The sequence below is a fragment of the Delftia sp. DS1230 genome (genome assembly GCF_040112715.1).
Classification (GTDB): domain Bacteria; phylum Pseudomonadota; class Gammaproteobacteria; order Burkholderiales; family Burkholderiaceae_C; genus Comamonas; species Comamonas tsuruhatensis.
The window spans coordinates 2,209,965-2,227,781 of sequence record NZ_CP157763.1; the positions used below are offsets into that span (position 1 = coordinate 2,209,965).

Genomic DNA, 17,817 nt, shown 5'->3' on the forward strand with positions numbered 1-17,817 from the left:
CATGTGACGTATGGCACAATCAATTCAACGTTTTTGGTGATGGTCACTGATGACGTCCACAGATTCGCAGCCCTGCTGCGGCTTTTTCCCCAAGAGGAGAACCATGAAGAAACTGAACAAAGTGGCGATGTTGTTTGCCTCTGCCGCCCTCGCAACGGCCGCTGGCGCACAAGTGAAGGCTGCTGACGGTGGCAAGACCATCGACAACTGGCAAAACGGCACCAGCGAACTGGTGTGGAAGAACGGCACGAACGAACTGTGCTGGCGCGATGCCAACTGGACGCCCGCCACTGCAGCTGCTGACTGCGACGGCGCTCTGAAGCCTGTGGCCGCCGCTGTGGCTCCCGCCGCAACGCCCGCTCCGGCAACTCCCGCACCCGCACCGGCACCCGCTCCGGCCGTGGCCTCCAAGGTGACCTTCTCTGCCGACGCTTTCTTCGACTTCGACAAGTCGGTTCTGAAGCCCGAAGGCAAGGCCAAGCTGGACGACCTGGCCTCCAAGGTCAAGGGCATCAACCTGGAAGTGGTCATCGCCGTGGGTCACACCGACTCCGTTGGCTCTGACGCCTACAACCAGAAGCTGTCGGTTCGCCGCGCTGAAGCTGTGAAGGCTTACCTGGTGTCCAAGGGCATCGAAAAGAACCGCGTCTACACCGAAGGCAAGGGCGAAAAGCAGCCTATCGCCGACAACAAGACCAAGGAAGGCCGCGCGAAGAACCGTCGCGTGGAAATCGAAGTGGTCGGCACCCGCGCCGCCCAGTAATCTTTCGATTGCTTCTCGCAAAAGCCCCGGCAACGGGGCTTTTTTTATGGCTGAACGGTCGCCGCAATCGCCGACAATCGACGCCATGAGCAACGCAATCAACCTCAACGCCGACCCGGCGGAGCTGGAGAAATTCTCCAGCCTGGCCCATCGCTGGTGGGACCCGGAAAGTGAGTTCAAACCCCTGCATCAGATCAATCCGCTGCGGCTGGACTGGATCGATGCGCAAGTTCCCTTGAAGGGGCGCAGAATTCTGGATGTCGGGTGTGGCGGCGGCATCCTTGCCGACTCCATGGCGCGCAAGGGTGCGCGCGAAGTGGTTGGCATCGATCTGGCCACCAAGGCATTGCGCGTGGCCCAGCTGCATGCACTGGAGACGGGTACGCCCAACATCCACTACCACGAAGTCAGTGTGGAGCGTCTGGCCCAGGAGCAGCCTGGTTCCTTTGATGTGGTGACCTGCATGGAGATGCTGGAGCATGTGCCCGATCCCGCCTCCGTGGTATCGGCCTGTGCTGAGCTGGTCAAGCCTGGCGGCTGGGTGTTCTTCTCCACGATCAACCGCAGTGCAAAGGCCTTCGGTCTGGCCATCGTCGCGGCAGAATACCTGCTCAAGATGATTCCCAAGGGAACGCATGAGTACGCGAAACTGATCCAGCCCAGCGAACTCGCCATGTTCGCCCGTCAGGCTGGCCTTGATCTGCAGGCCAGCAAGGGCCTGCAGCACAACCCCATCACAGGGCGCTACTGGCTCAGTGCAGACACATCTGTGAACTACATGCTGGCCACGCGCCGGGCTGAGGGGTAAGCTGCATGTGGAAAGAAGTCCGAGCCGTGCTGTTCGATCTGGACGGCACCTTGATCGACAGTGCACCAGACCTGGGTGCAGCCGCAGACAGGATGCGTACGGATCGGGGTATGCCTTCAATTCCCTATGAGCGATATCGACCCATGGCGGGCGCGGGGGCGCGGGGCATGCTGGGGGTGGGGTTCGGGCTCACGCCCGACTCGCCCGAGTTTGCGCAGATGCGCGAGGAGTTCTTCCGCAACTACGAGCAATGCATGACAGAGCGCACCTATGCGTTCGAGGGTGTCGAGGAACTGATTGCACGACTCCAGGCTGTGTCCATGCCCTGGGGCGTGGTCACGAACAAGTCCATGCGCTTTACCGATCCGCTGACGCAACAGATGCCGCTGTTCGCAACTGCGTCAGCCGTCGTCAGCGGCGACACCACGCCCCATGCAAAGCCCCATCCTGCACCCTTGCTGGAGGCTGCCGCGCGTATCGGCCTTCCTCCCGAGAGTTTTGTCTATGTCGGTGACGACGAGCGCGACATCGTTGCAGGCAAGGCCGCAGGCATGAAGACCGTGGCGGCTTGCTACGGCTACCTTGGCGCAGCCGGCGATACGCTGCACTGGCAGGCGGATGCGCAAATCAATTCTCCGCTGGAGCTCTTGAAACTGCTGGAAAGAGGCTAAGATAGGAGCCTTGGGGCTGTCCTGGTTTCGACGTGGGTTCGGGACCGGTGTGGTGCATGTCGAGCTTGATTGACGCTCGTAAATCTCCATTCAAAAAACTAACTGCAAACGACGAACGTTTCGCACTCGCCGCTTAAATCCGGTGAGCCTTGCAACAGCACGCTGATGGGCTGGGCAAGGGGGTAGCAATACCTCCCGGCTGCAAGGGAATTCACATCAGCTGGCTGCGTGCTGGGCTTCTTAGTACGTGGCAAGATCCAAGGAAGCTGGCATCCCGGGTAGCGTGCGCCTGCGCGACTCGGGAGGCGAGACTCAAAACAGAACGCTAAACATGTAGATCTGCCCGGCGAAGGCTTGCGGACGCGGGTTCAATTCCCGCCAGCTCCACCATCCAAGACACCGCCACACACTGAAGACCTCAGTGTGTGGCGGTTTTTTCTTGCCTGTTCGTTGCCTCGCGCCTGCCTCAGTGGCTGTTCATGTCGGGCATGGGCTGCTGGGACAGTTCCTGGATCAGCGTCAGGCGGAAATGTGCCAGGGCCTTGGCTCCATGCTGTATATGGTTCAGGTCTGCCACTCCGCCGATGCCCGACACCAGCAGTTCGGGCTTGGTCGACAAAATGACTTCTATGAAGTGGTCGGCCAGTTCTGCAGCCAACAGCGTGTCCGAGTTCTGTTTGCTCATGTGTGCTTCCTCCTGGTGATGGAAGCACATGGTATGGCATCGCGCCTGAATATGGCTGGCGATCAGATGGCGAGGCTTGCGCGGTCCTTGCCTTCTATCCACTTGGGCGGCTTTCCGCGGCCTGTCCAGGTTGCGCCGGTTTCGGGGTTGCGGAATTTGGGTTCGCCCACGCTGCGCTGTCCGGTCTTGCGAGGTTTGATCCTGGCGGAGGGGAAGACATCCTCTTTCGTCAGGCCATATTGCTGCACCATGGCCTTTGCTTCAGTGATCGCATCCGTTCTTGCGTGCTTGATCAGAGCGTCGATCTTTTTCTCAAGATCGGCTTTTTGTTGCAGCAGGGCTCTGTAGTCGGATGTCATGGCGATGATGATTTTCAGTGGGAGATGCGCGTGTATATCACGGGAATGAATTTTTTGTAAGTTATGAGTAAGAAAAAGAGTGTGGGAGTGTGCGGACGCACGAAAAGCCTCCAGCGACGTGGCGCGTTCAAGACGGGTGACGAGGATGGTTTTGGCGACGAGGCGCGCCCAAGAAAAAGGCCAGCGGCTTGCGCTGGCCTGGGAAGAAAGAGCCGGTGCCTTTTTGAAGGCTTCCTGGGGGAATGAGAGGGAGGGAGGAGGAAATGCCCCAGGGCCGGCAATGAAACGATTCAGAAACTGGGTGCAATGATGCATGCCGTGTGGGGAGTGGGAGATGGGTGAGCGGCCAGTCTGCGCGTAGGACGCGGGAGCATCCGCCAAGTCACAGGCTGGTCATGTCCATGCGCGATAAACCGGAAGTTGCGCAACCACGGGGGGATGCGCATTATTTTTTTATTGCACATCCATGTCCATTGCCCGCACGCTGATTCCGTTTGTATTCAACCCGGCCAATCCGATGAGTCCGCCGCTGCAGCGCCATCGTTGGCGTCTGTATGGTGCAGGCCTGCTTCTTTCGGCCTCCGCCGGCGTATGGGCGCAGGTTCCTTTCACCGGCACCTATGCGCAGAATTTCGACACCCTGGCCGCATCCGGGACGGGGCTGGCCTGGGCCAATGACAGCACCCTGCCGGGCTGGTTTCTCTTCAACAGGAACCTGGCGGGCATCACTGCATATGCGGCAGGCAATGGCGCGTCCAATGCCGGCAGCTTCTACAGCCTGGGGCTGGATGCGGACCGTGCATTGGGTGGTGTGGCATCGGGTGGAGCTTACTTTGGCAGCCCCTCCCAGGGTGCCGTGGCCGGCTGGATTGCGCTGGCGATGCGCAATGACACGGGCGGCGCGGTGGATGGCATCAGCCTGCGATTCAGTGGCGAGCAATGGCGCAATGGCGGCAACACCTCCGAGCAGCCCATGGAGCTGGAGTACGGCATGGGCGCGACCTTTGCCGATGTGCCTGAATGGCTGCCTGCCGGTGCGAATTTCAATTGGAAATCGCCGATCGCTACCGGTACTGCCGCCCCGGTGGATGGCAATGTGGCCGGACGGGTGAATGATGTGGGCGGCGATCTGCGCGGTCTGGGCTGGGCGCCAGGCGCCACGTTGTGGCTGCGTTGGATCGAGCTCAATGATGTGGGCAACGATCACGGCCTGGCCGTTGACGATGTCTCCATCGCCCTGGCACTGCCCGATACCACGCCACCCACTGTGCAGGCCACCATTCCTGCTGCGGCGGCAACCGGGGTGGCGCTGAATCCCGAAATCAAGCTGAGCTTTGATGAGGCGGTGAAACCCGGTAGCGGCAGCTTCGAACTGCGCCAGGGCAGCACCGTGGTGGCAATGCTGCAGGCTGGCGATGCGGCGAAGGTGAAATTCAGTGGCTCGACCATCACGCTCAACGCCGGTGTGCGGCTGGCGGTCAATACGTCCTACAGCCTGGTTCCCGTGGGCGAGCCGGTGTTGGATACCTCGGGCAATGTGTGGACCGGCACGGCGCTGGGCTTCACGACCGGGGACGAGCCGCCCATCACCAGAATTTCTGCACTCCAGGGTTCCGGCGACCAGTCTCCCCTGGTGGGGCAGAAGGTGACAGTGAGCGCCGTGGTAACGGCCTATATGCCAGGGTTGAGTGGCTTCTTCGTGCAGGAGGAGGAGGCGGATTCCGATGGCGATGCTGCCACCTCGGAGGGCGTCTTCGTCTATTACGGCAATGCGAATCCCGGGGTGGATGAGGGCACGGTAGGCAAGCTGGTGCAGGTCTCCGCCTCGGTGAGCGAGTTTCGCAACCAGACCCAGCTCAGCGCCGTCACGGACTTCGTGGTCCGTGGCGCGGCCGCCTTGCCGGAGCCCGTGCGCGTCACGCTGCCTGTCAGCGACATGGGGCAGTGGGAGCGTCTGGAGGGGATGCGTGTGGAGGTCGCGTCCGCCACTGCGGGCGGCAAGCTGGTGGTGAGCGACAACCGCACGCTGGGCCGCTACGGCAATGTCACGCTGTCTGCCGACGCGCCGCTGGCGCAGTACACCGAACTCAATGCGCCCAGCGTGACGGGCTATGCCGCCTATGTGCAGACATTGCAGCGCAGCCAGATCATTCTGGATGATCGCTCGGGCGCACAGAATCCCGCCTCTGTGCCGGGCCGCGGCGGACAGTCTCTGTCGGCCTCCAACACGCTGCGTGCCGGCGATGGCGTGGACCGTGTCATCGGCGTGCTCGATCAGTTCTCGGATGCAGCTGCCAGCGAGCCATATCTGACCAGCTACCGCGTACAGCCTACGCAGACGCCGCAGTTCTCGGGGGCGGCGCGTCCCTCGGCTGCTCAGTTGCAGCAGGCTGTGGGGGCGGCATCGCTCAAGATTGCCTCGGCCAACGTGCTCAATTTCTTCAACCTGACGGGCGCCACCAGCGGCTCTTCCCAGGTGATGTTCAGCACGCCCCTGGGCAATCAGCAGGGCATTCGTGGTGCCAACAGCATTGCCGAGCTGGACAGGCAGCGCGCCAAGATCGTGGCCAATCTGCTGGGGCTGGGCGCCGATGTGTATGGCCTGATGGAGGTGCAGAACAACGGCTTTGGCCCGGGCAGCGCCATCCAGGATCTGGCCGACGCCTTGAACGCGAGTGCGGACAAGCCTGCCGGCGCCGTGTATGCGGTGGTCAAGGCGCCTTTCAGCGAGGCTTCAGGTACGGTGGCGGGTGCTGGCACGGATGCGATCACCGTGGCCATCCTCTATCGCAGCGATCGTGTCACGCCGGTGGGCAGCGCAGCGGCACCCAGCGTCACCACCTACGACGCCTTCAACCCAGGCGTAGGCGGCGCACGCGTACCGATTGCACAGACTTTTGCGGTAGGCGGCAGCACGGAGCAGTTCACGCTGGTGGTGAATCACTTCAAATCCAAGGGCAGCGTGCTCAGCAGCCCGGGCAATGCAGACGCGCTTGACGGCCAGGGCGCCAACAACGCCGCGCGTGTGAAGACGGCCGAGCAACTGAGCAGTTGGCTGGCAACCCGGCCCACAGGCACGACCAGCCCGCATGTGGTGCTGGTCGGGGATTTCAATGCGTACTCTAAGGAGGACCCCATCAAGGCGCTGGAGGATGGCGGCTACGCCAAGGTGTCTCAGGGCCTGTCCTATGCGTTCGATGGAATGTGGGGCTCGCTGGACCATGTGCTGGTAAGTGCCAGCCTGCAGCCGAGCGTGGGGCGCGCGGTCAAGTGGGCCATCAATGCCGAGGAGCCTGAAGTCCTGGACTACAACCTCGAGTTCAAGTCGCTGGACCAGCAGGCCGGCTTCTATGCGCCGACGGCCTATCGTTCCAGCGACCACAATCCGATTTTGCTGGGTCTGAATTTCGGTGGGCAGGCACCATCGCTCAGTGGCTTGCCCGCCAATGCGCAATCCGTGGTGGTTGGCCAGGCGGCCGATCTGGCCGATGTGCAGGTGGCAGATGCCGACAGCCCTGTCGTGACGCTGTCCATTGTTGCCAGCAACGGGCAGGTGCTTGGACTCGAGGACGCCGATGCCGCGCAGCCGGGCATACAGTTGCGCGGCAGCCCCGCTCAGGTGTCGGAGCAATTTCGCTCCGCCGTCTATCTGGCATCGGTGGCCGGTTCGGCCAGCTTGCAATTGAGCGCGAGCGATGGGGTCCATGCGCCTGTGACTGCCAGCTATCCGTTGCTGGCGGCTGCTGCAGGTCCTGTGGACCAGGCCAACCGCTTCAACATCACCGGGTCGGGCCAGATGGCGGTATCGGGCGAAGTCGCCGGCGGCGGTATCAACTGCCGCCTGGCCGAGCCGCCTCAGGTCATGGCGGCGCCTGGCACACCGCGTCCGGGGGCTGTGGTGCCCCACGGACTGCTGAAGCTGAATACCGATGGCTGTGATGCGGGTGCGCTCGTGACTGTCAAGCTGACCTATCCCAGTGATCTGCCCAGCGGTGCCGAGTACTGGAAGTGGGGGCGCACAAGCGACAACGCCACGCAGCACTGGTATCGGATACCGGCAACGCTGCAGGGGCGCGTCGTCTCCTTCGTGCTGCGCGATGGTGGCCTGGGTGATGACGATCTGGTGGCCAACGGCCGGGTGGAAGATCCCTCTGCACTGGTTGTGCCTGCTGCGGCGGTCGGCGGCGGCACGCCAGCGGCGATTCCTTCACTGAGCGAATGGGCTGTGGCTCTGCTAAGTCTGATGATGGGCGGGCTGGCCATCCGTTTGCGCCGTCGCGGTTCCTGATCCGGCAACGGGAAAGGCCCGGCTTGCGCTTGGCGCGGGCCGGGCCTGTTGCATTGCGCGAAGGAAATCTGCAGTCAGGGCATTGCCTGGATGCGATGGAGTTCAGAGAAATTTGGCGTGCAGTCGCAGGCCGGTGCGCGATGGATGCGCGATGGCAGTGTTGAGGCGAAGAAAAAGCGCCTGCTGTGGACGCTGCTCAGTGCAACTGATGCATTGAATATCCAGAAATGATCGTGCTTTAAAAAAGAGCCTGGCTAACCGGCATACCGCTGGCTGGCAAAAACGACTGCAGGCTGAACTGGCCTGACGAGTCGCCCCACGATGAAACTGAACTGCTGCAACACCATGAATGCTGCGGCATGGGTTGAATCATACACGCAAACAAGAATCATTCTCAAATAAACCTGTGCTTTTCTCTGGAATTGAGAAAAAACTTGCCTTTGTGCCCGTTTCGGTTGTTGCCAGGGCGCCTGAGCGATCGTCGTCAAGAAAAAACGCCCCGGCTGCGGAGGCGGCCGGGGCGCTGAATGGAGCGTTCCATGCGATCAATCCTGGAAGGACACATGCTAAGAGTTTGAAATGAGAGCGCTGGCGTCTGGCGCCTCCGGTCCTTCCTGGTTGTCAAGTGTAAATTGAAACAAGGTGCTTGACGGAGCTAACTCGGGTGAAGTTGCATGCAACTGAGTCGTAAATCCTGTTTTTCACACGCCATCGTGAGACCAGCCGGGCAGTGGGAATGCAAAAAGCCCGCTTGAAAGCGGGCTTTTTGCGGGTGATGTGGACGATGGCTCTTACGCGACCATCGTTTTACGGCAGAACGTCTCTGCGGCTGTCACCGTTGTTTTTTTCGTCGTAGTGCACGACGCGCCGGCGTGAGATACAGCATTGTCTGCGCAGACAACCGCGAGATTGTAGCATGACCGCAATTTCAGCTGGATCGAGAACATGCATTGCCACCAAAGGATGAAACCATGAACGAAATGACGCAAAGGCTCGAGGGCCTCCTGGCGTCCGGCAAGGACTCGGCTTTGATGCGCTGCACGTTGGGCAAGGCGTATCTTGATGGCGATGCGCCTGCTGTGGCGCACTCGCACCTGCAGCGCGCCACTGAACTCGATCCCGGCTATTCGGTGGCATGGAAGCTTCTGGGCCGGGCATTGCTGGCGCTGGACGATGCTTCGGGGGCTCGGCAGGCGTGGAGCACGGGGTTGGCCTGTGCTGAGGGAAAGGGAGATGCCCAGGTCGTCAAGGAGATTGGTGTGTTCCTCAAGCGGCTGGACAGGCAGCAGTCCGCCTGAGTGCGGCAAGCGCGGGGTCACGGCTGCAAAAGGGCCGCTCTGGCCAGCGCGTCGGCCTCGGTGTTGCGGTGACGAGGAATCCAGCGCAGTTGCACATGCTCGAACTCGGCCAGCATGGCGCGGGCCTGATCGAAAAGGTCGGCCAGCCGCACGATGGGCCTGGTGGGGCGGGGCGATGGCGCCAACTGCTCTACCAGGACGCTGCTGTCCGTGAAGATGGCCAGCCGGCGAGCCTGCAGGCCTAGCAGGGTCTGCAGCACAGCCATCAAGGCCCGCAGCTCGGCTTCGTTGTTGCAGCCTTGGTCGGGGCAGACCTGGGACAGAAGCTGCCGTGTTCCGTCGGGCGCCGTGATGACGGCTCCCAAGGCCATGCGACCCGGGTTGGGCAGTGCGCTTGCATCGATGTATGCAGTCCACAGGTCTGTGTCGGTCGGAGAAGGGCCAGAGTGGTTTCGGCGGGATGACGGCTGTTCCAGAGGCATGTCTGCATCATGCGGCAGCAGTGGGAATCTGACCGCATTCCTCATCGGATTGGACGGGACAATGCAGGATTGCAAATCACCGAAACCGAAGAAGGCTGCGAATGATCAGGATTCTGGGAAAGTCATCGTCCATCAATGTGCGCAAGGTGCTGTGGCTTTGCGTGGAGCTGGGAGTCTCGTTCGAACAGGAAGAGTGGGGTTCGGGCCATCGGTCAACGCAGGAGCCGGGATTTCTTGCACTCAACCCGAATGCCATGGTTCCCGTGCTGCTTGATGGGGCGCTGGTGCTGTGGGAGTCCAACACCATTTGCCGCTATCTTGCCGCGCGCCAGGCTCGGCATGACCTGCTGCCTGCAGCACCCGCAGAGCGCGCACGCGTCGAGCAATGGATGGACTGGCAGGCGACCGAACTGAACAACTCCTGGCGCTATGCCTTCATGGGATTGGTGAGAAACAGTCCCGAGCATCAGGATCCTGCGCTGCTGGCCAGCAGCATGGCGAACTGGCATCGCCACATGCGCATACTGGAGGAGCAACTGTCGCGCACAGGCGCCTTTGCTGCAGGCGCGCAACTCACCCTTGCCGACATCGTGCTGGGCCTGTCTGCCCACCGCTGGCTGTCTGCCCCGATGGAGCGCCCTGACTTGCCTGCAGTCCGTGCGTACTATGAGCGGCTTTGCGAGCGCCCAGGCTTTCGCACGCATGGTGCCAACGGCATGCCTTGATGGCCGCCTGGTGCCCTCTGCGCGAAAAAGCCCGCCGGAATGTCCTGCGGGTTTCGTCTTTTTAGGGAAGGTCAGGGGGCAACCCGCACCAGCACCATATCGGCCTTCGGGCCTGCTCCACGGGTCAGGACCGGGTGGACGGTGTCATTGGTGAAGATGAGCTGGTTGCCCTGGGTGATGCGTGAGATCACCGTATATTGCGCCGCAGGATTGAGACGATTGGGCTCCACGGGCAGCTTGTAGCTGAACGGGGGCTTGAGGCCTTCAAGCCGCACGGATTGCTGAGATATCACGGGGGCGGCGGCATCGGCGCGAGAGGTGTCCTGCAGCTCCACAACCAGCACGGCATCGGACGGGAGCGGCATGGGCTCTCTCAGATCGACCGTGCCCATGACGGCGGTGACCGGCGCGTTGGGCGAGGGCTGGGACTGGGCACATGCGCCCAAAAGTGCGGCGGCCATCACGATGGCGAGAGAGGTGCGGCGCTGGAGGATGTTGGGATTCATGGGAATTCCTTCTTGATTGGAAAGGTCCCAGTCTGGCTTGGCGCATTCTGGAGGGCTGTAGGAACGGGTTCCACAGAGGCTGCTGCCATTTCCCAAAGTCGCATACGCCGATCTGCGGTCGGGTTGCCAGCCAGGGCGACGGGCGTGTGAAAGCTCAGGTCGCGCCGGTGCATGAAGGACGCTGCCAGACAGTCCACAGGGTTTCGGAGGGGGCTGCATCGTTCGAAGCCTGCGCCATGCCAAGAGCGATGGGTCAAGCGTCCCGATCTATTTGCTTTACTTCTCATCAATCCGCCGCTCCTCTTTGGGCGGTGAATCGTTCTTGCTTTTGCCATCGCTCGCAGCAGGCGAGAGACCGTTTCTTTTGACGTGTCTGGGCAACTATCCCCACATCGCGGCAGCTGAGGGCAAGTCATTGCAGCCCGAGGGGCTGACTCCTTGGCGCGAAGAGGTGTGCGCAAGTGTGCAGAGGTGCGGCAGCGATCGATCTGGGCAGCCGCCGCGTCGGCCACGGAGCCTCGCCCACGGGTGTGGCGTGCCGCGCGGAAGGGCTTCTCTGTCCCAGCACACGGCGGTGGAAAGCTTGTGCTTTGGGGTGCGGAGCATTTTTTGAATAGAATGCGTTTTTGCTAGCATGCATCCAAAGAAAAAGCCATGACATCTGATTACAAGACTCTCCTTCAGCAAAAGGCCGAGATCGAGGCTCGCATTGCCGAGGTCCTCAAAGCCGAAAAAGGCGGTGCCATCGCCAAGGTCCGTGAACTGGTCCAGCAGTTCCAGTTGACCCAGGAAGACGTGTTTGCTACCGGTAAGCGCAAGTCTCCTGCTGGTACAGGTGTGGCCAAGTACCGTGATCCGTCCACTGGCGCAACATGGACCGGCCGGGGCAAGCCTCCCGGCTGGATCAAGGACGCAGCGGACCGAACCGCTTTCGAGATCTGAATCTGATCAAGGGCCCGCAGTCGCGGGCCTTTTCTTTTGTGGGTCCCCGTGTGGGTTCGATCGGCCGGCAGCTGTCCGGGAAAGGGCGACTGAGCGCTGTCTTGCCCGAAGGTCTCCCAGACCGAGCTGGACATGTGGAAGAGCGCGGTAAGGTATCTCTCGCGGACCATGCCGCTGGCGCTGGCAGTGCGTCCACCGCGTATTACTGCGCAGCATCTGCTGCCATGCAGGCCTGCAGGCCAGGCTTACAAGAAGATCCTGTACGTCCTGCCTGGCTTTCACTGCATATCCTTCGCAGGCGTAGCCCGGATTTATCAAGGTCTCCAGCATGGACAAGGCTCCTGTATTCCAGCTTCCGAAATGGTCAGGGCTGTGCTTATCTCATCTGGCAGAGCTTTCGACCCATCGTGAATTTCATATGGCTGCCTTGTCTCTTGTGCCTCGCGGTGATTTCCCATGCCTTTCGAGGCAGCTTGACTCCATGCAGGCAAAAAAGGACCCTGGGGGCCCTTTTGCTGTCCTGGCCAGCCCATTTATTGCTGAGCCTGCTCTTCCGGAGTAATAGGCCCATGCTCAACCATTCCTAACCCTTGTGAGCCTTTGAAATCATGTGGTTGGCGAATGCGAGCAGCGGCGCCGAATCAGCAGTTGCGCGCACGCTGGTGCGAAAGGAAAAAGCGCAGCATCTCGGCGCTGGCGTCGATTCCTCCCGGCGCGGTGTAGCTGCCTGCTGCGCTGCCGCCGGACCAGGCGTGGCCTGCGCCATGCAGTTGCCAGTGCTCGATGGCGGTACTGCCATCGGCTGCGATATAGGCAGAGCGGGTGAACCGTTGGCGGTTCGGCGCATGGCCCTGGCTGACGCGAGGTGCGCCTGTGGGGCTTTGCGCGCTGCGTGCAGCATGCACGACGGCCGCGCCGTTGTCGTGATGTACCGTGGTGTCCGCGTCACCATGAAACACGATCACTGGACACACGCTGGGGCCGCTGGCCGAGCCAGATGCTGCGCCTCTTAGCATCGCCTCGAGGGCTGAGGGCAGATTGGACGCGGCACCGGCGGCCAGGCCCGAATGCACGCCCACGGCGGCGAACAGCTCGGGATAGGTGCGTCCCAATATGTCCGCCATTGCACCTCCGGCCGAAAGTCCGGCGACATAGACCCGCGATGCGTCCGCTCCATGGTCGGCCATCACCTGGCGCGTGAGGCCTGCCAGCAGTGCGGGCTCGCCCCGGCCCCGTTGCTGGTGCTGGGCCTTGAACCAGTTCCAGCACCTTTGCGAGTTTGCATGCTGTGTTTGTTCGGGATAGAGCACCATTACGCCAGCGCTGCGCGCCTGGTCATTCATGCGCGTGCCGGCGGCGAAGTCTTGCGGCCCTTGGGTGCAGCCGTGCAGCATGAGGATGAGCGGGCGAGGTCCCGCTTCGAGGGCACTGCCTGGCGGCACGTACAGCCGATAAGCCAGCTGCCGGCCTCCGTGAGAGTAGCTGCCGAGCAGCCATTGCTCGTTGCTGGACGTGCCTGCCTGCGATGTGCCCGCAGGCACGGCGAGTTCGGGAGCATCGTCGATGAAGCGGGCTTCGGCATCGACGATCCAGCCTGCATCCCGATGACTGGTTGCGGCTGGCTTGTCGTGGGGTGTGGGCGCACTTTGGCCTCGCAGCGTGCGCTGAATCAGCTCGGTGGCTTCCAGCAGATGGCCGGTGCGCGTCAGGCGTGTCGCCTCGCCCAGCATGTCTTGAAAAAGCTGTTTCATGGAATGGTTCTCAGGTAATGCGGCCGGCCAGAGCGGCACGAACGGCGGGGCTGGCCTGGAGCGCTCCCAGCACCGTGATGGATTCGATGGTTTCGGCGGCAAGCTGCGCAGGCACGTCCTGCGCGATGCTGGCCAGGCCCAACACGCGGATCTGCAGCTTTTCCCCGGCAGCCTGCACCCGCATGAGATCGGCTTGGGAGAAATGCTGCATCCCAAGGACCAGCATCTTGCGGGCGACGACCTGTTGCACCGCGTCCGCATGGCTGCGCAGGTGATTGCGTATCGCTGTGCGGATGAAATCGCTGCGGTTGGCGTAGAAGCCTTCGGCGACCAGCAGGTCGATCTGGCCCAGGTCGACATAGCCCAGATTGATGGTGAGCTTCTCGGATTCGCTCACGCGAGGGTTGGAGGTGGTTGTGTTTGCGGCCATGGAACATCCTTATGCCATCCATATGGATGGTTTAGGGATGGTTTCAAGGCCTGGCGTTGCAATTTGACGCGGCACGTCGTGGGGTATCCGGCGGACGGCGCTGCAGCGTGTGAGTTGCAATCATTGCCCTGTCACGTCTGAGCCGTAAGGTGGAGGAGCCGGGCACGGCGTCCGGCGTTCCTTGGTCATGCGACAGGAGGCTTCATGCCAGACTTGCAGGCAGGCTTGCCGAGCGGCACAAGCGTTTGCTGCCAGCCCGGCGAGCGGTTCAATACCTGGAGTCATCTGGCAGCCCTGCTCGTGGGCGTGGTGGCCAGTGTGGGCCTCATCTGCGAAACGGTGGCCGGCGGCGATGCGCGCAAGATTGCAGGCTCTGTGGTGTTTGGCCTCTCTCTGGCGGCGCTGTTCGGTGCCTCGGCCCTCTTTCATGGCTGCACCGGGGCACGCAAGCGTTTTTGGCAGCGCGTCGACCACGCCTGCATTTACCTGCTGATTGCCGGCAGTCACACGCCCTTTGCCTTGATGGCGCCCTCTGGCTTGTGGGCTTGGTCCTTGCTTGCCGGTGTATGGGCGCTCGCATTGCAGGGCGCGATACGTGCACTTGGTTTCGATTCGCCGCCGCGCCTGTCCCTGTACATCAGCCTCGGCTGGCTCAGCTTAGGGGGCGCGGTGCCGATGGCCTTGCGCCACGGTGCGCAGACCCTGGCCTGGCTGCTCGCGGGCGGACTGCTCTATTCGGCAGGAACGGTGTTCTACCGAAGCCTTTCGAGCATGCGCCATTCGCATGGCATCTGGCACCTGTTCGTGGTTGCCGGCAGCGCCTGCCATACCGTCGCGGTGGTCGGTTTGCTGGCCTGAAGCGAGGGCTCGTGCTGGCGGCGCTGCGTTAGACGCTTTGGATTCTGTTAGACAAAAGCCCCTGGCTCTTTCGAACCAGGGGCTTGAATCATTTGGTCGGAGCGGCGGGATTCGAACTCGCGACCCTCTGCTCCCAAAGCAGATGCGCTACCAGGCTGCGCTACGCTCCGACTAAAATGCTATTGTAGCGTCAAAAAAATGGGTATTTTCGCAATGTGCGAATTTTCTGTTCAACGCGATCCAGGGCCGGGGCCACGGTTGGCCAGGTGGCGGAAGGTGATGCGGCCCTTGGTGAGGTCGTAGGGCGACATCTCCAGCGATACCTTGTCGCCAGCCAGGATGCGGATATGGTGCTTGCGCATCTTGCCGCCGGTGTAGGCGATCAGCTGGTGTCCGTTTTCCAGCGTCACACGAAAGCGAGAGTCAGGCAGGACTTCCGTGACGGAGCCTTGCATTTCAATCAGTTCTTCTTTGGCCATGTGTTCAATCTCTTAGGTCTGGGTCGGTTGCGGCACTCATTTGTCGGAACCACGAAAACCTTGCCTGGCCCACAGAACATGGGGTACGTGGTCAGGCTGAAAAGGCTGTGGATGTTCTGCGCAAAAGGCGCAGACCGGACAGAGGACCAGGTCACAACGGTGTCGCAAAGACGAAGCCCGGCAACACCTAAACTTCCTGATTCTACAGTGTTGTATTCGTCGCCGTGCGTGCGGTGTTCAAAGCGGCCATCGTACGCAAAACACAGGTCGGATTCGTGCTGGGACGGCGAGGCTTTTGTCATCCGCGTGTGATGAGATGGCCTCGAAAAACGTGCGCGAGGCTTTGCGGCGGTCCGGCCAGGGTTGAAGGCCGCGGTGGCCGAGGAGGGGCGATGGTCGCGGGTTGGCTAGAATCCGCCCACAGCTTCTATTACTTTTATAGCAAAACCTCGATGTCTGATCGACTTGCCGTTCTCTCCCAGTATCTTTTGCCCAAGCAGGCGCTGACTGCCGTCATGGGGCGCCTGGCCCAGGCGCGTGCGGGTGACCTGACCACGGCAGTCATCCGTCGCTTCATTGCACGCTATGGCGTGGACATGTCGGAGGCGGCCGATTCCGATCCTGCGGCCTATGCCAGCTTCAACGAGTTCTTCACGCGGGCGCTCAAGCCCGGTGTGCGGCCGCTGGCTTCGGCTGACTGGGTCTGTCCTGTGGATGGCGCCATCAGCCAGATCGGCGCCATCGAGGGCGAGCAGATCTTCCAGGCCAAGGGGCACAGCTACAGCGCCACGGCGCTGGTCGGCGGCGATGCACAGCTGGCGCGGCAGTTCGACAACGGGCATTTCGCGACCATTTACCTGAGCCCGCGCGACTACCACCGCATCCACATGCCCTGTGCCGGCCGGTTGCGTCGGATGATTTATGTGCCCGGCGAACTGTTCTCGGTCAACCCGGTCACGGCGCGCGGCGTGCCGGGCCTGTTTGCGCGCAACGAGCGCGTGGTCTGCGTCTTCGATACGGACCACGGTCCCATGGTGCTGGTGCTGGTGGGGGCCACCATCGTGGGCAGCATGGGAACGGTGTGGCACGGCATCGTCAATCCGCCGCGGCCCGGTCGCATCCAGGACTGGCGCTACGACGACCAGTCCATCGTCCTGGGCCAGGGCGAGGAAATGGGGCGCTTCCAGCTGGGCTCCACCGTGGTCATGCTGTTTCCCGCATCGGCAGGGCTGCGCTTCAACGCGCAGTGGACACATGCCGCGCCCGTGCGCCTGGGCCAGAAGATGGCCGGGCGCGGCGAGGCCTGAGTCTCGAAGGGTCGTCGATGAAAAACCGGGCCCAGGCCCGGTTTCCTGTCAAAGAATCCAGCTCAGGGCTTCAGGGCGCCGCTGTGTGGTGAACATCGAGGGTGCGATGCTCAGCCGCTCTGGCCTGACGGGGTCTTCATGGCCGACCAGATAGACCATCAGTTCACGGCGGCGCAGTATGACGTGGCTGACCTTCTCGGCCTTCCCGTTCTGTGTGACCTGCGTGCCCGGGCGGAACAGCGGCATCTGGAAGGTGAAGCTGCGCGGATCGGCCGGTGGCGCGACGGCAGTGCTGGGAGGGGCTTCTAGAGTGGCAACCATAGGCTTGATGTGCATGAGTGGACGCTGCCCACCTTATCGGCACTGCCGCGCCGAACTGTAGGGTCGCCGGGCGGCGAACACCAAGCTCAGGCGTCCGGATGGGAAACGCCGAGGATGGCGTGCAGCCGTGCGCTGGTCGTCGTGTACTGCAGCAGCGGTTTCTCGCCCTGCATGTACTCGGCGGCGGCAAAGGCCGCCATGGTGGCTTCATGGAAGCCGCACAGGATCAGCTTGTGCTTGCCCGGGTAGCTGACGATGTCGCCGATCGCATAGATGCCTGGCGCATCGGTGGCCTGGGTTGCAGGGTTCACCAGCAGCTGCTTGCGCTCCATGGCCAGGCCCCATTCGGCGACCGGGCCCAGGCGGGGGGAGATGCCCAGACAGACGACCAGTTGCTGCGCCGCCAGTTCATGCTCCTGCCCTTCGCCATCCATCCACTGCACGGCACGCAGCAGGCCTGAGTCGGCATGCAGTTGCGTGATCTGGCCGATCACCACGCGGATGGCGCCGCTGTCGCGCAGCTCCTGCAGGCGCTCCAGCAACGGCGCCGAAGCCTGGAAGGCGTCGCGGCGGTAGAGCAGGCAGGTGGTCTGGGCCTTGTCGGCGCAGGCAATGGCCGCGGCCACGGCCTCTTCGTCGCCACCGTGGACGATGGCGGTCCGGCCGCGCACCATTTCCAGATCGGCGGGATGGTAGTGGAGCTGGCCTGCAGCCAGCCGCTCCACGCCGGGCACCTTCAGCGCCTTGGGCACAAAGGCGCCCACGCCAGCCGCAATGAAGACGCTGCGCGCATGCAGTTCAAGGCCTTGCGAGGTCTGCGCCAGCCAGCGGCCATCGTCCATGCGATGCAGCTGGGCGACCTGCTGGGAAAGGTGCAGTTGCGCGTCCATGGGCGCGACCTGCCGCTGCAGCAACTGGACCAGTTCATGGCCCGTGCACACCGGAATGCCGGGAATGTCGTAGATGGGCTTGTCGCCGTACAGCTGCGCGCACTGCCCGCCCACATGGGGCAGGGCATCGACGACATGGCAGCGGATGCCTTGCAGCCCCAGCTGGAACACCTGGAACAGGCCCGCCGGGCCTGCGCCTATGACGAGGGCATCGGTCTGGATCGGTTGCGCGCCGGAGGTGTCTTGCATGGGCT

General features: G+C 62.3%; 19 protein-coding genes, 1 tRNA gene and 1 other RNA gene. 10 read left to right on the forward strand and 11 right to left on the reverse strand.

What is annotated here, in order from left to right:
* Nucleotides 1-103 precede the first annotated feature (103 nt).
* The 4 genes from ompA to ssrA all read left to right on the forward strand — a co-directional run bounded on the left by ompA (nt 104) and on the right by ssrA (nt 2,632).
* On the forward strand, nt 104-763 hold the full coding sequence (ompA, locus tag AAN986_RS09780; RefSeq protein ID WP_016449510.1) for an outer membrane protein OmpA: 660 nt from the start codon (nt 104-106) through the stop codon (nt 761-763).
* An 85-nt stretch (nt 764-848) separates the two neighbouring features.
* On the forward strand, nt 849-1,571 hold the full coding sequence (gene ubiG, locus AAN986_RS09785) for a bifunctional 2-polyprenyl-6-hydroxyphenol methylase/3-demethylubiquinol 3-O-methyltransferase UbiG (RefSeq protein ID WP_017406940.1): 723 nt from the start codon (nt 849-851) through the stop codon (nt 1,569-1,571).
* 5 nt (nt 1,572-1,576) lie between these two features.
* The gene (locus AAN986_RS09790) at nt 1,577-2,242 is read left to right on the forward strand and encodes an HAD-IA family hydrolase (protein ID WP_016449508.1); all 666 of its coding nucleotides are present in this window, start codon (nt 1,577-1,579) and stop codon (nt 2,240-2,242) included.
* Between the two features lie 12 nt (nt 2,243-2,254).
* Nucleotides 2,255-2,632, forward strand: a transfer-messenger RNA (tmRNA) gene (gene ssrA, locus AAN986_RS09795).
* A gap of 76 nt (nt 2,633-2,708) precedes the next feature.
* On the opposite strand, the gene AAN986_RS09800 is transcribed toward ssrA, so the two are convergent.
* Nucleotides 2,709-2,927: a hypothetical protein gene (locus AAN986_RS09800; RefSeq protein WP_016453327.1), complete on the reverse strand. Its 219-nt coding sequence runs from the start codon at nt 2,925-2,927 to the stop codon at nt 2,709-2,711.
* A 62-nt stretch (nt 2,928-2,989) separates the two neighbouring features.
* Entirely contained in the window at nt 2,990-3,286 is a 297-nt protein-coding gene (locus AAN986_RS09805; RefSeq protein WP_016449506.1) for an H-NS histone family protein, read from the reverse strand.
* 466 nt (nt 3,287-3,752) lie between these two features.
* Here AAN986_RS09805 and AAN986_RS09810 point away from each other — a divergent pair, with 466 nt between their 5' ends.
* On the forward strand, nt 3,753-7,574 hold the full coding sequence (locus tag AAN986_RS09810; RefSeq protein WP_047218067.1) for an ExeM/NucH family extracellular endonuclease: 3,822 nt from the start codon (nt 3,753-3,755) through the stop codon (nt 7,572-7,574).
* A gap of 254 nt (nt 7,575-7,828) precedes the next feature.
* Here AAN986_RS09810 and AAN986_RS09815 read toward each other — a convergent pair whose 3' ends face one another.
* A complete protein-coding gene (locus tag AAN986_RS09815) occupies nt 7,829-8,062 on the reverse strand; it encodes a hypothetical protein (protein ID WP_152683542.1) in 234 nt (77 codons plus the stop codon).
* 483 nt (nt 8,063-8,545) lie between these two features.
* Here AAN986_RS09815 and AAN986_RS09820 point away from each other — a divergent pair, with 483 nt between their 5' ends.
* A complete protein-coding gene (locus AAN986_RS09820; RefSeq protein WP_082138069.1) occupies nt 8,546-8,872 on the forward strand; it encodes a tetratricopeptide repeat protein in 327 nt (108 codons plus the stop codon).
* Nucleotides 8,873-8,889: 17 nt separating this feature from the next.
* Here the strand turns inward: AAN986_RS09820 and AAN986_RS09825 are convergent, their stop codons facing one another.
* Nucleotides 8,890-9,291, reverse strand: a complete 402-nt coding sequence (locus AAN986_RS09825) for a ribonuclease HI family protein (RefSeq protein WP_306307625.1) — start codon at nt 9,289-9,291, stop codon at nt 8,890-8,892.
* A gap of 164 nt (nt 9,292-9,455) precedes the next feature.
* Here AAN986_RS09825 and AAN986_RS09830 point away from each other — a divergent pair, with 164 nt between their 5' ends.
* A complete protein-coding gene (locus AAN986_RS09830) occupies nt 9,456-10,079 on the forward strand; it encodes a glutathione S-transferase (RefSeq protein WP_043791506.1) in 624 nt (207 codons plus the stop codon).
* Between the two features lie 71 nt (nt 10,080-10,150).
* Here AAN986_RS09830 and AAN986_RS09835 read toward each other — a convergent pair whose 3' ends face one another.
* Nucleotides 10,151-10,585 (reverse strand): YbaY family lipoprotein, encoded by a 435-nt coding sequence (locus AAN986_RS09835; RefSeq protein ID WP_047218068.1) that lies wholly within the window; start codon nt 10,583-10,585, stop codon nt 10,151-10,153.
* A 654-nt stretch (nt 10,586-11,239) separates the two neighbouring features.
* Here AAN986_RS09835 and AAN986_RS09840 point away from each other — a divergent pair.
* Nucleotides 11,240-11,527: an H-NS histone family protein gene (locus tag AAN986_RS09840; protein WP_016449500.1), complete on the forward strand. Its 288-nt coding sequence runs from the start codon at nt 11,240-11,242 to the stop codon at nt 11,525-11,527.
* Nucleotides 11,528-12,168: 641 nt separating this feature from the next.
* Here the strand turns inward: AAN986_RS09840 and AAN986_RS09845 are convergent.
* Both AAN986_RS09845 and AAN986_RS09850 read right to left on the reverse strand, forming a co-directional pair.
* Nucleotides 12,169-13,278 (reverse strand): PHB depolymerase family esterase, encoded by a 1,110-nt coding sequence (locus AAN986_RS09845; RefSeq protein WP_349335618.1) that lies wholly within the window; start codon nt 13,276-13,278, stop codon nt 12,169-12,171.
* Nucleotides 13,279-13,288: 10 nt separating this feature from the next.
* Entirely contained in the window at nt 13,289-13,708 is a 420-nt protein-coding gene (locus tag AAN986_RS09850; protein WP_017406949.1) for a CopG family transcriptional regulator, read from the reverse strand.
* A 204-nt stretch (nt 13,709-13,912) separates the two neighbouring features.
* On the opposite strand from AAN986_RS09850, the gene AAN986_RS09855 reads away from it, so the two are divergent.
* Nucleotides 13,913-14,566: a hemolysin III family protein gene (locus AAN986_RS09855; protein ID WP_047218070.1), complete on the forward strand. Its 654-nt coding sequence runs from the start codon at nt 13,913-13,915 to the stop codon at nt 14,564-14,566.
* 93 nt (nt 14,567-14,659) lie between these two features.
* Here the strand turns inward: AAN986_RS09855 and AAN986_RS09860 are convergent.
* Both AAN986_RS09860 and infA read right to left on the reverse strand, forming a co-directional pair.
* Nucleotides 14,660-14,736, reverse strand: a tRNA-Pro gene (locus AAN986_RS09860).
* 60 nt (nt 14,737-14,796) lie between these two features.
* A complete protein-coding gene (infA, locus tag AAN986_RS09865) occupies nt 14,797-15,045 on the reverse strand; it encodes a translation initiation factor IF-1 (RefSeq protein ID WP_012206460.1) in 249 nt (82 codons plus the stop codon).
* Between the two features lie 452 nt (nt 15,046-15,497).
* Here infA and asd point away from each other — a divergent pair, with 452 nt between their 5' ends.
* The gene (asd, locus tag AAN986_RS09870) at nt 15,498-16,352 is read left to right on the forward strand and encodes an archaetidylserine decarboxylase (RefSeq protein ID WP_026062786.1); all 855 of its coding nucleotides are present in this window, start codon (nt 15,498-15,500) and stop codon (nt 16,350-16,352) included.
* Between the two features lie 48 nt (nt 16,353-16,400).
* Here the strand turns inward: asd and AAN986_RS09875 are convergent, their stop codons facing one another.
* Together AAN986_RS09875 and AAN986_RS09880 are read right to left on the reverse strand one after the other, a co-directional pair.
* A complete protein-coding gene (locus AAN986_RS09875; protein ID WP_227468472.1) occupies nt 16,401-16,673 on the reverse strand; it encodes a hypothetical protein in 273 nt (90 codons plus the stop codon).
* 86 nt (nt 16,674-16,759) lie between these two features.
* On the reverse strand, nt 16,760-17,812 hold the full coding sequence (locus tag AAN986_RS09880; protein ID WP_047218071.1) for an NAD(P)/FAD-dependent oxidoreductase: 1,053 nt from the start codon (nt 17,810-17,812) through the stop codon (nt 16,760-16,762).
* Nucleotides 17,813-17,817: the final 5 nt, after the last annotated feature.

What these genes read in the sequence shown, in the direction of transcription:
- ubiG (WP_017406940.1), top strand. Translation starts at nt 849, where the DNA reads ATGAGCAACGCAATCAACCTCAACGCCGACCCGGCGGAGCTGGAGAAA.
- AAN986_RS09835 (WP_047218068.1), bottom strand. Translation starts at nt 10,585, where the DNA reads ATGAATCCCAACATCCTCCAGCGCCGCACCTCTCTCGCCATCGTGATG.
- AAN986_RS09845 (WP_349335618.1), bottom strand. Translation starts at nt 13,278, where the DNA reads ATGAAACAGCTTTTTCAAGACATGCTGGGCGAGGCGACACGCCTGACG.
- AAN986_RS09880 (WP_047218071.1), bottom strand. Translation starts at nt 17,812, where the DNA reads ATGCAAGACACCTCCGGCGCGCAACCGATCCAGACCGATGCCCTCGTC.
- ompA (WP_016449510.1), top strand. Translation starts at nt 104, where the DNA reads ATGAAGAAACTGAACAAAGTGGCGATGTTGTTTGCCTCTGCCGCCCTC.
- AAN986_RS09840 (WP_016449500.1), top strand. Translation starts at nt 11,240, where the DNA reads ATGACATCTGATTACAAGACTCTCCTTCAGCAAAAGGCCGAGATCGAG.
- AAN986_RS09855 (WP_047218070.1), top strand. Translation starts at nt 13,913, where the DNA reads ATGCCAGACTTGCAGGCAGGCTTGCCGAGCGGCACAAGCGTTTGCTGC.
- AAN986_RS09805 (WP_016449506.1), bottom strand. Translation starts at nt 3,286, where the DNA reads ATGACATCCGACTACAGAGCCCTGCTGCAACAAAAAGCCGATCTTGAG.
- infA (WP_012206460.1), bottom strand. Translation starts at nt 15,045, where the DNA reads ATGGCCAAAGAAGAACTGATTGAAATGCAAGGCTCCGTCACGGAAGTC.
- AAN986_RS09810 (WP_047218067.1), top strand. Translation starts at nt 3,753, where the DNA reads ATGTCCATTGCCCGCACGCTGATTCCGTTTGTATTCAACCCGGCCAAT.
- AAN986_RS09790 (WP_016449508.1), top strand. Translation starts at nt 1,577, where the DNA reads ATGTGGAAAGAAGTCCGAGCCGTGCTGTTCGATCTGGACGGCACCTTG.
- asd (WP_026062786.1), top strand. Translation starts at nt 15,498, where the DNA reads ATGTCTGATCGACTTGCCGTTCTCTCCCAGTATCTTTTGCCCAAGCAG.
- AAN986_RS09830 (WP_043791506.1), top strand. Translation starts at nt 9,456, where the DNA reads ATGATCAGGATTCTGGGAAAGTCATCGTCCATCAATGTGCGCAAGGTG.
- AAN986_RS09800 (WP_016453327.1), bottom strand. Translation starts at nt 2,927, where the DNA reads ATGAGCAAACAGAACTCGGACACGCTGTTGGCTGCAGAACTGGCCGAC.
- AAN986_RS09850 (WP_017406949.1), bottom strand. Translation starts at nt 13,708, where the DNA reads ATGGCCGCAAACACAACCACCTCCAACCCTCGCGTGAGCGAATCCGAG.
- AAN986_RS09820 (WP_082138069.1), top strand. Translation starts at nt 8,546, where the DNA reads ATGAACGAAATGACGCAAAGGCTCGAGGGCCTCCTGGCGTCCGGCAAG.
- AAN986_RS09875 (WP_227468472.1), bottom strand. Translation starts at nt 16,673, where the DNA reads ATGGTTGCCACTCTAGAAGCCCCTCCCAGCACTGCCGTCGCGCCACCG.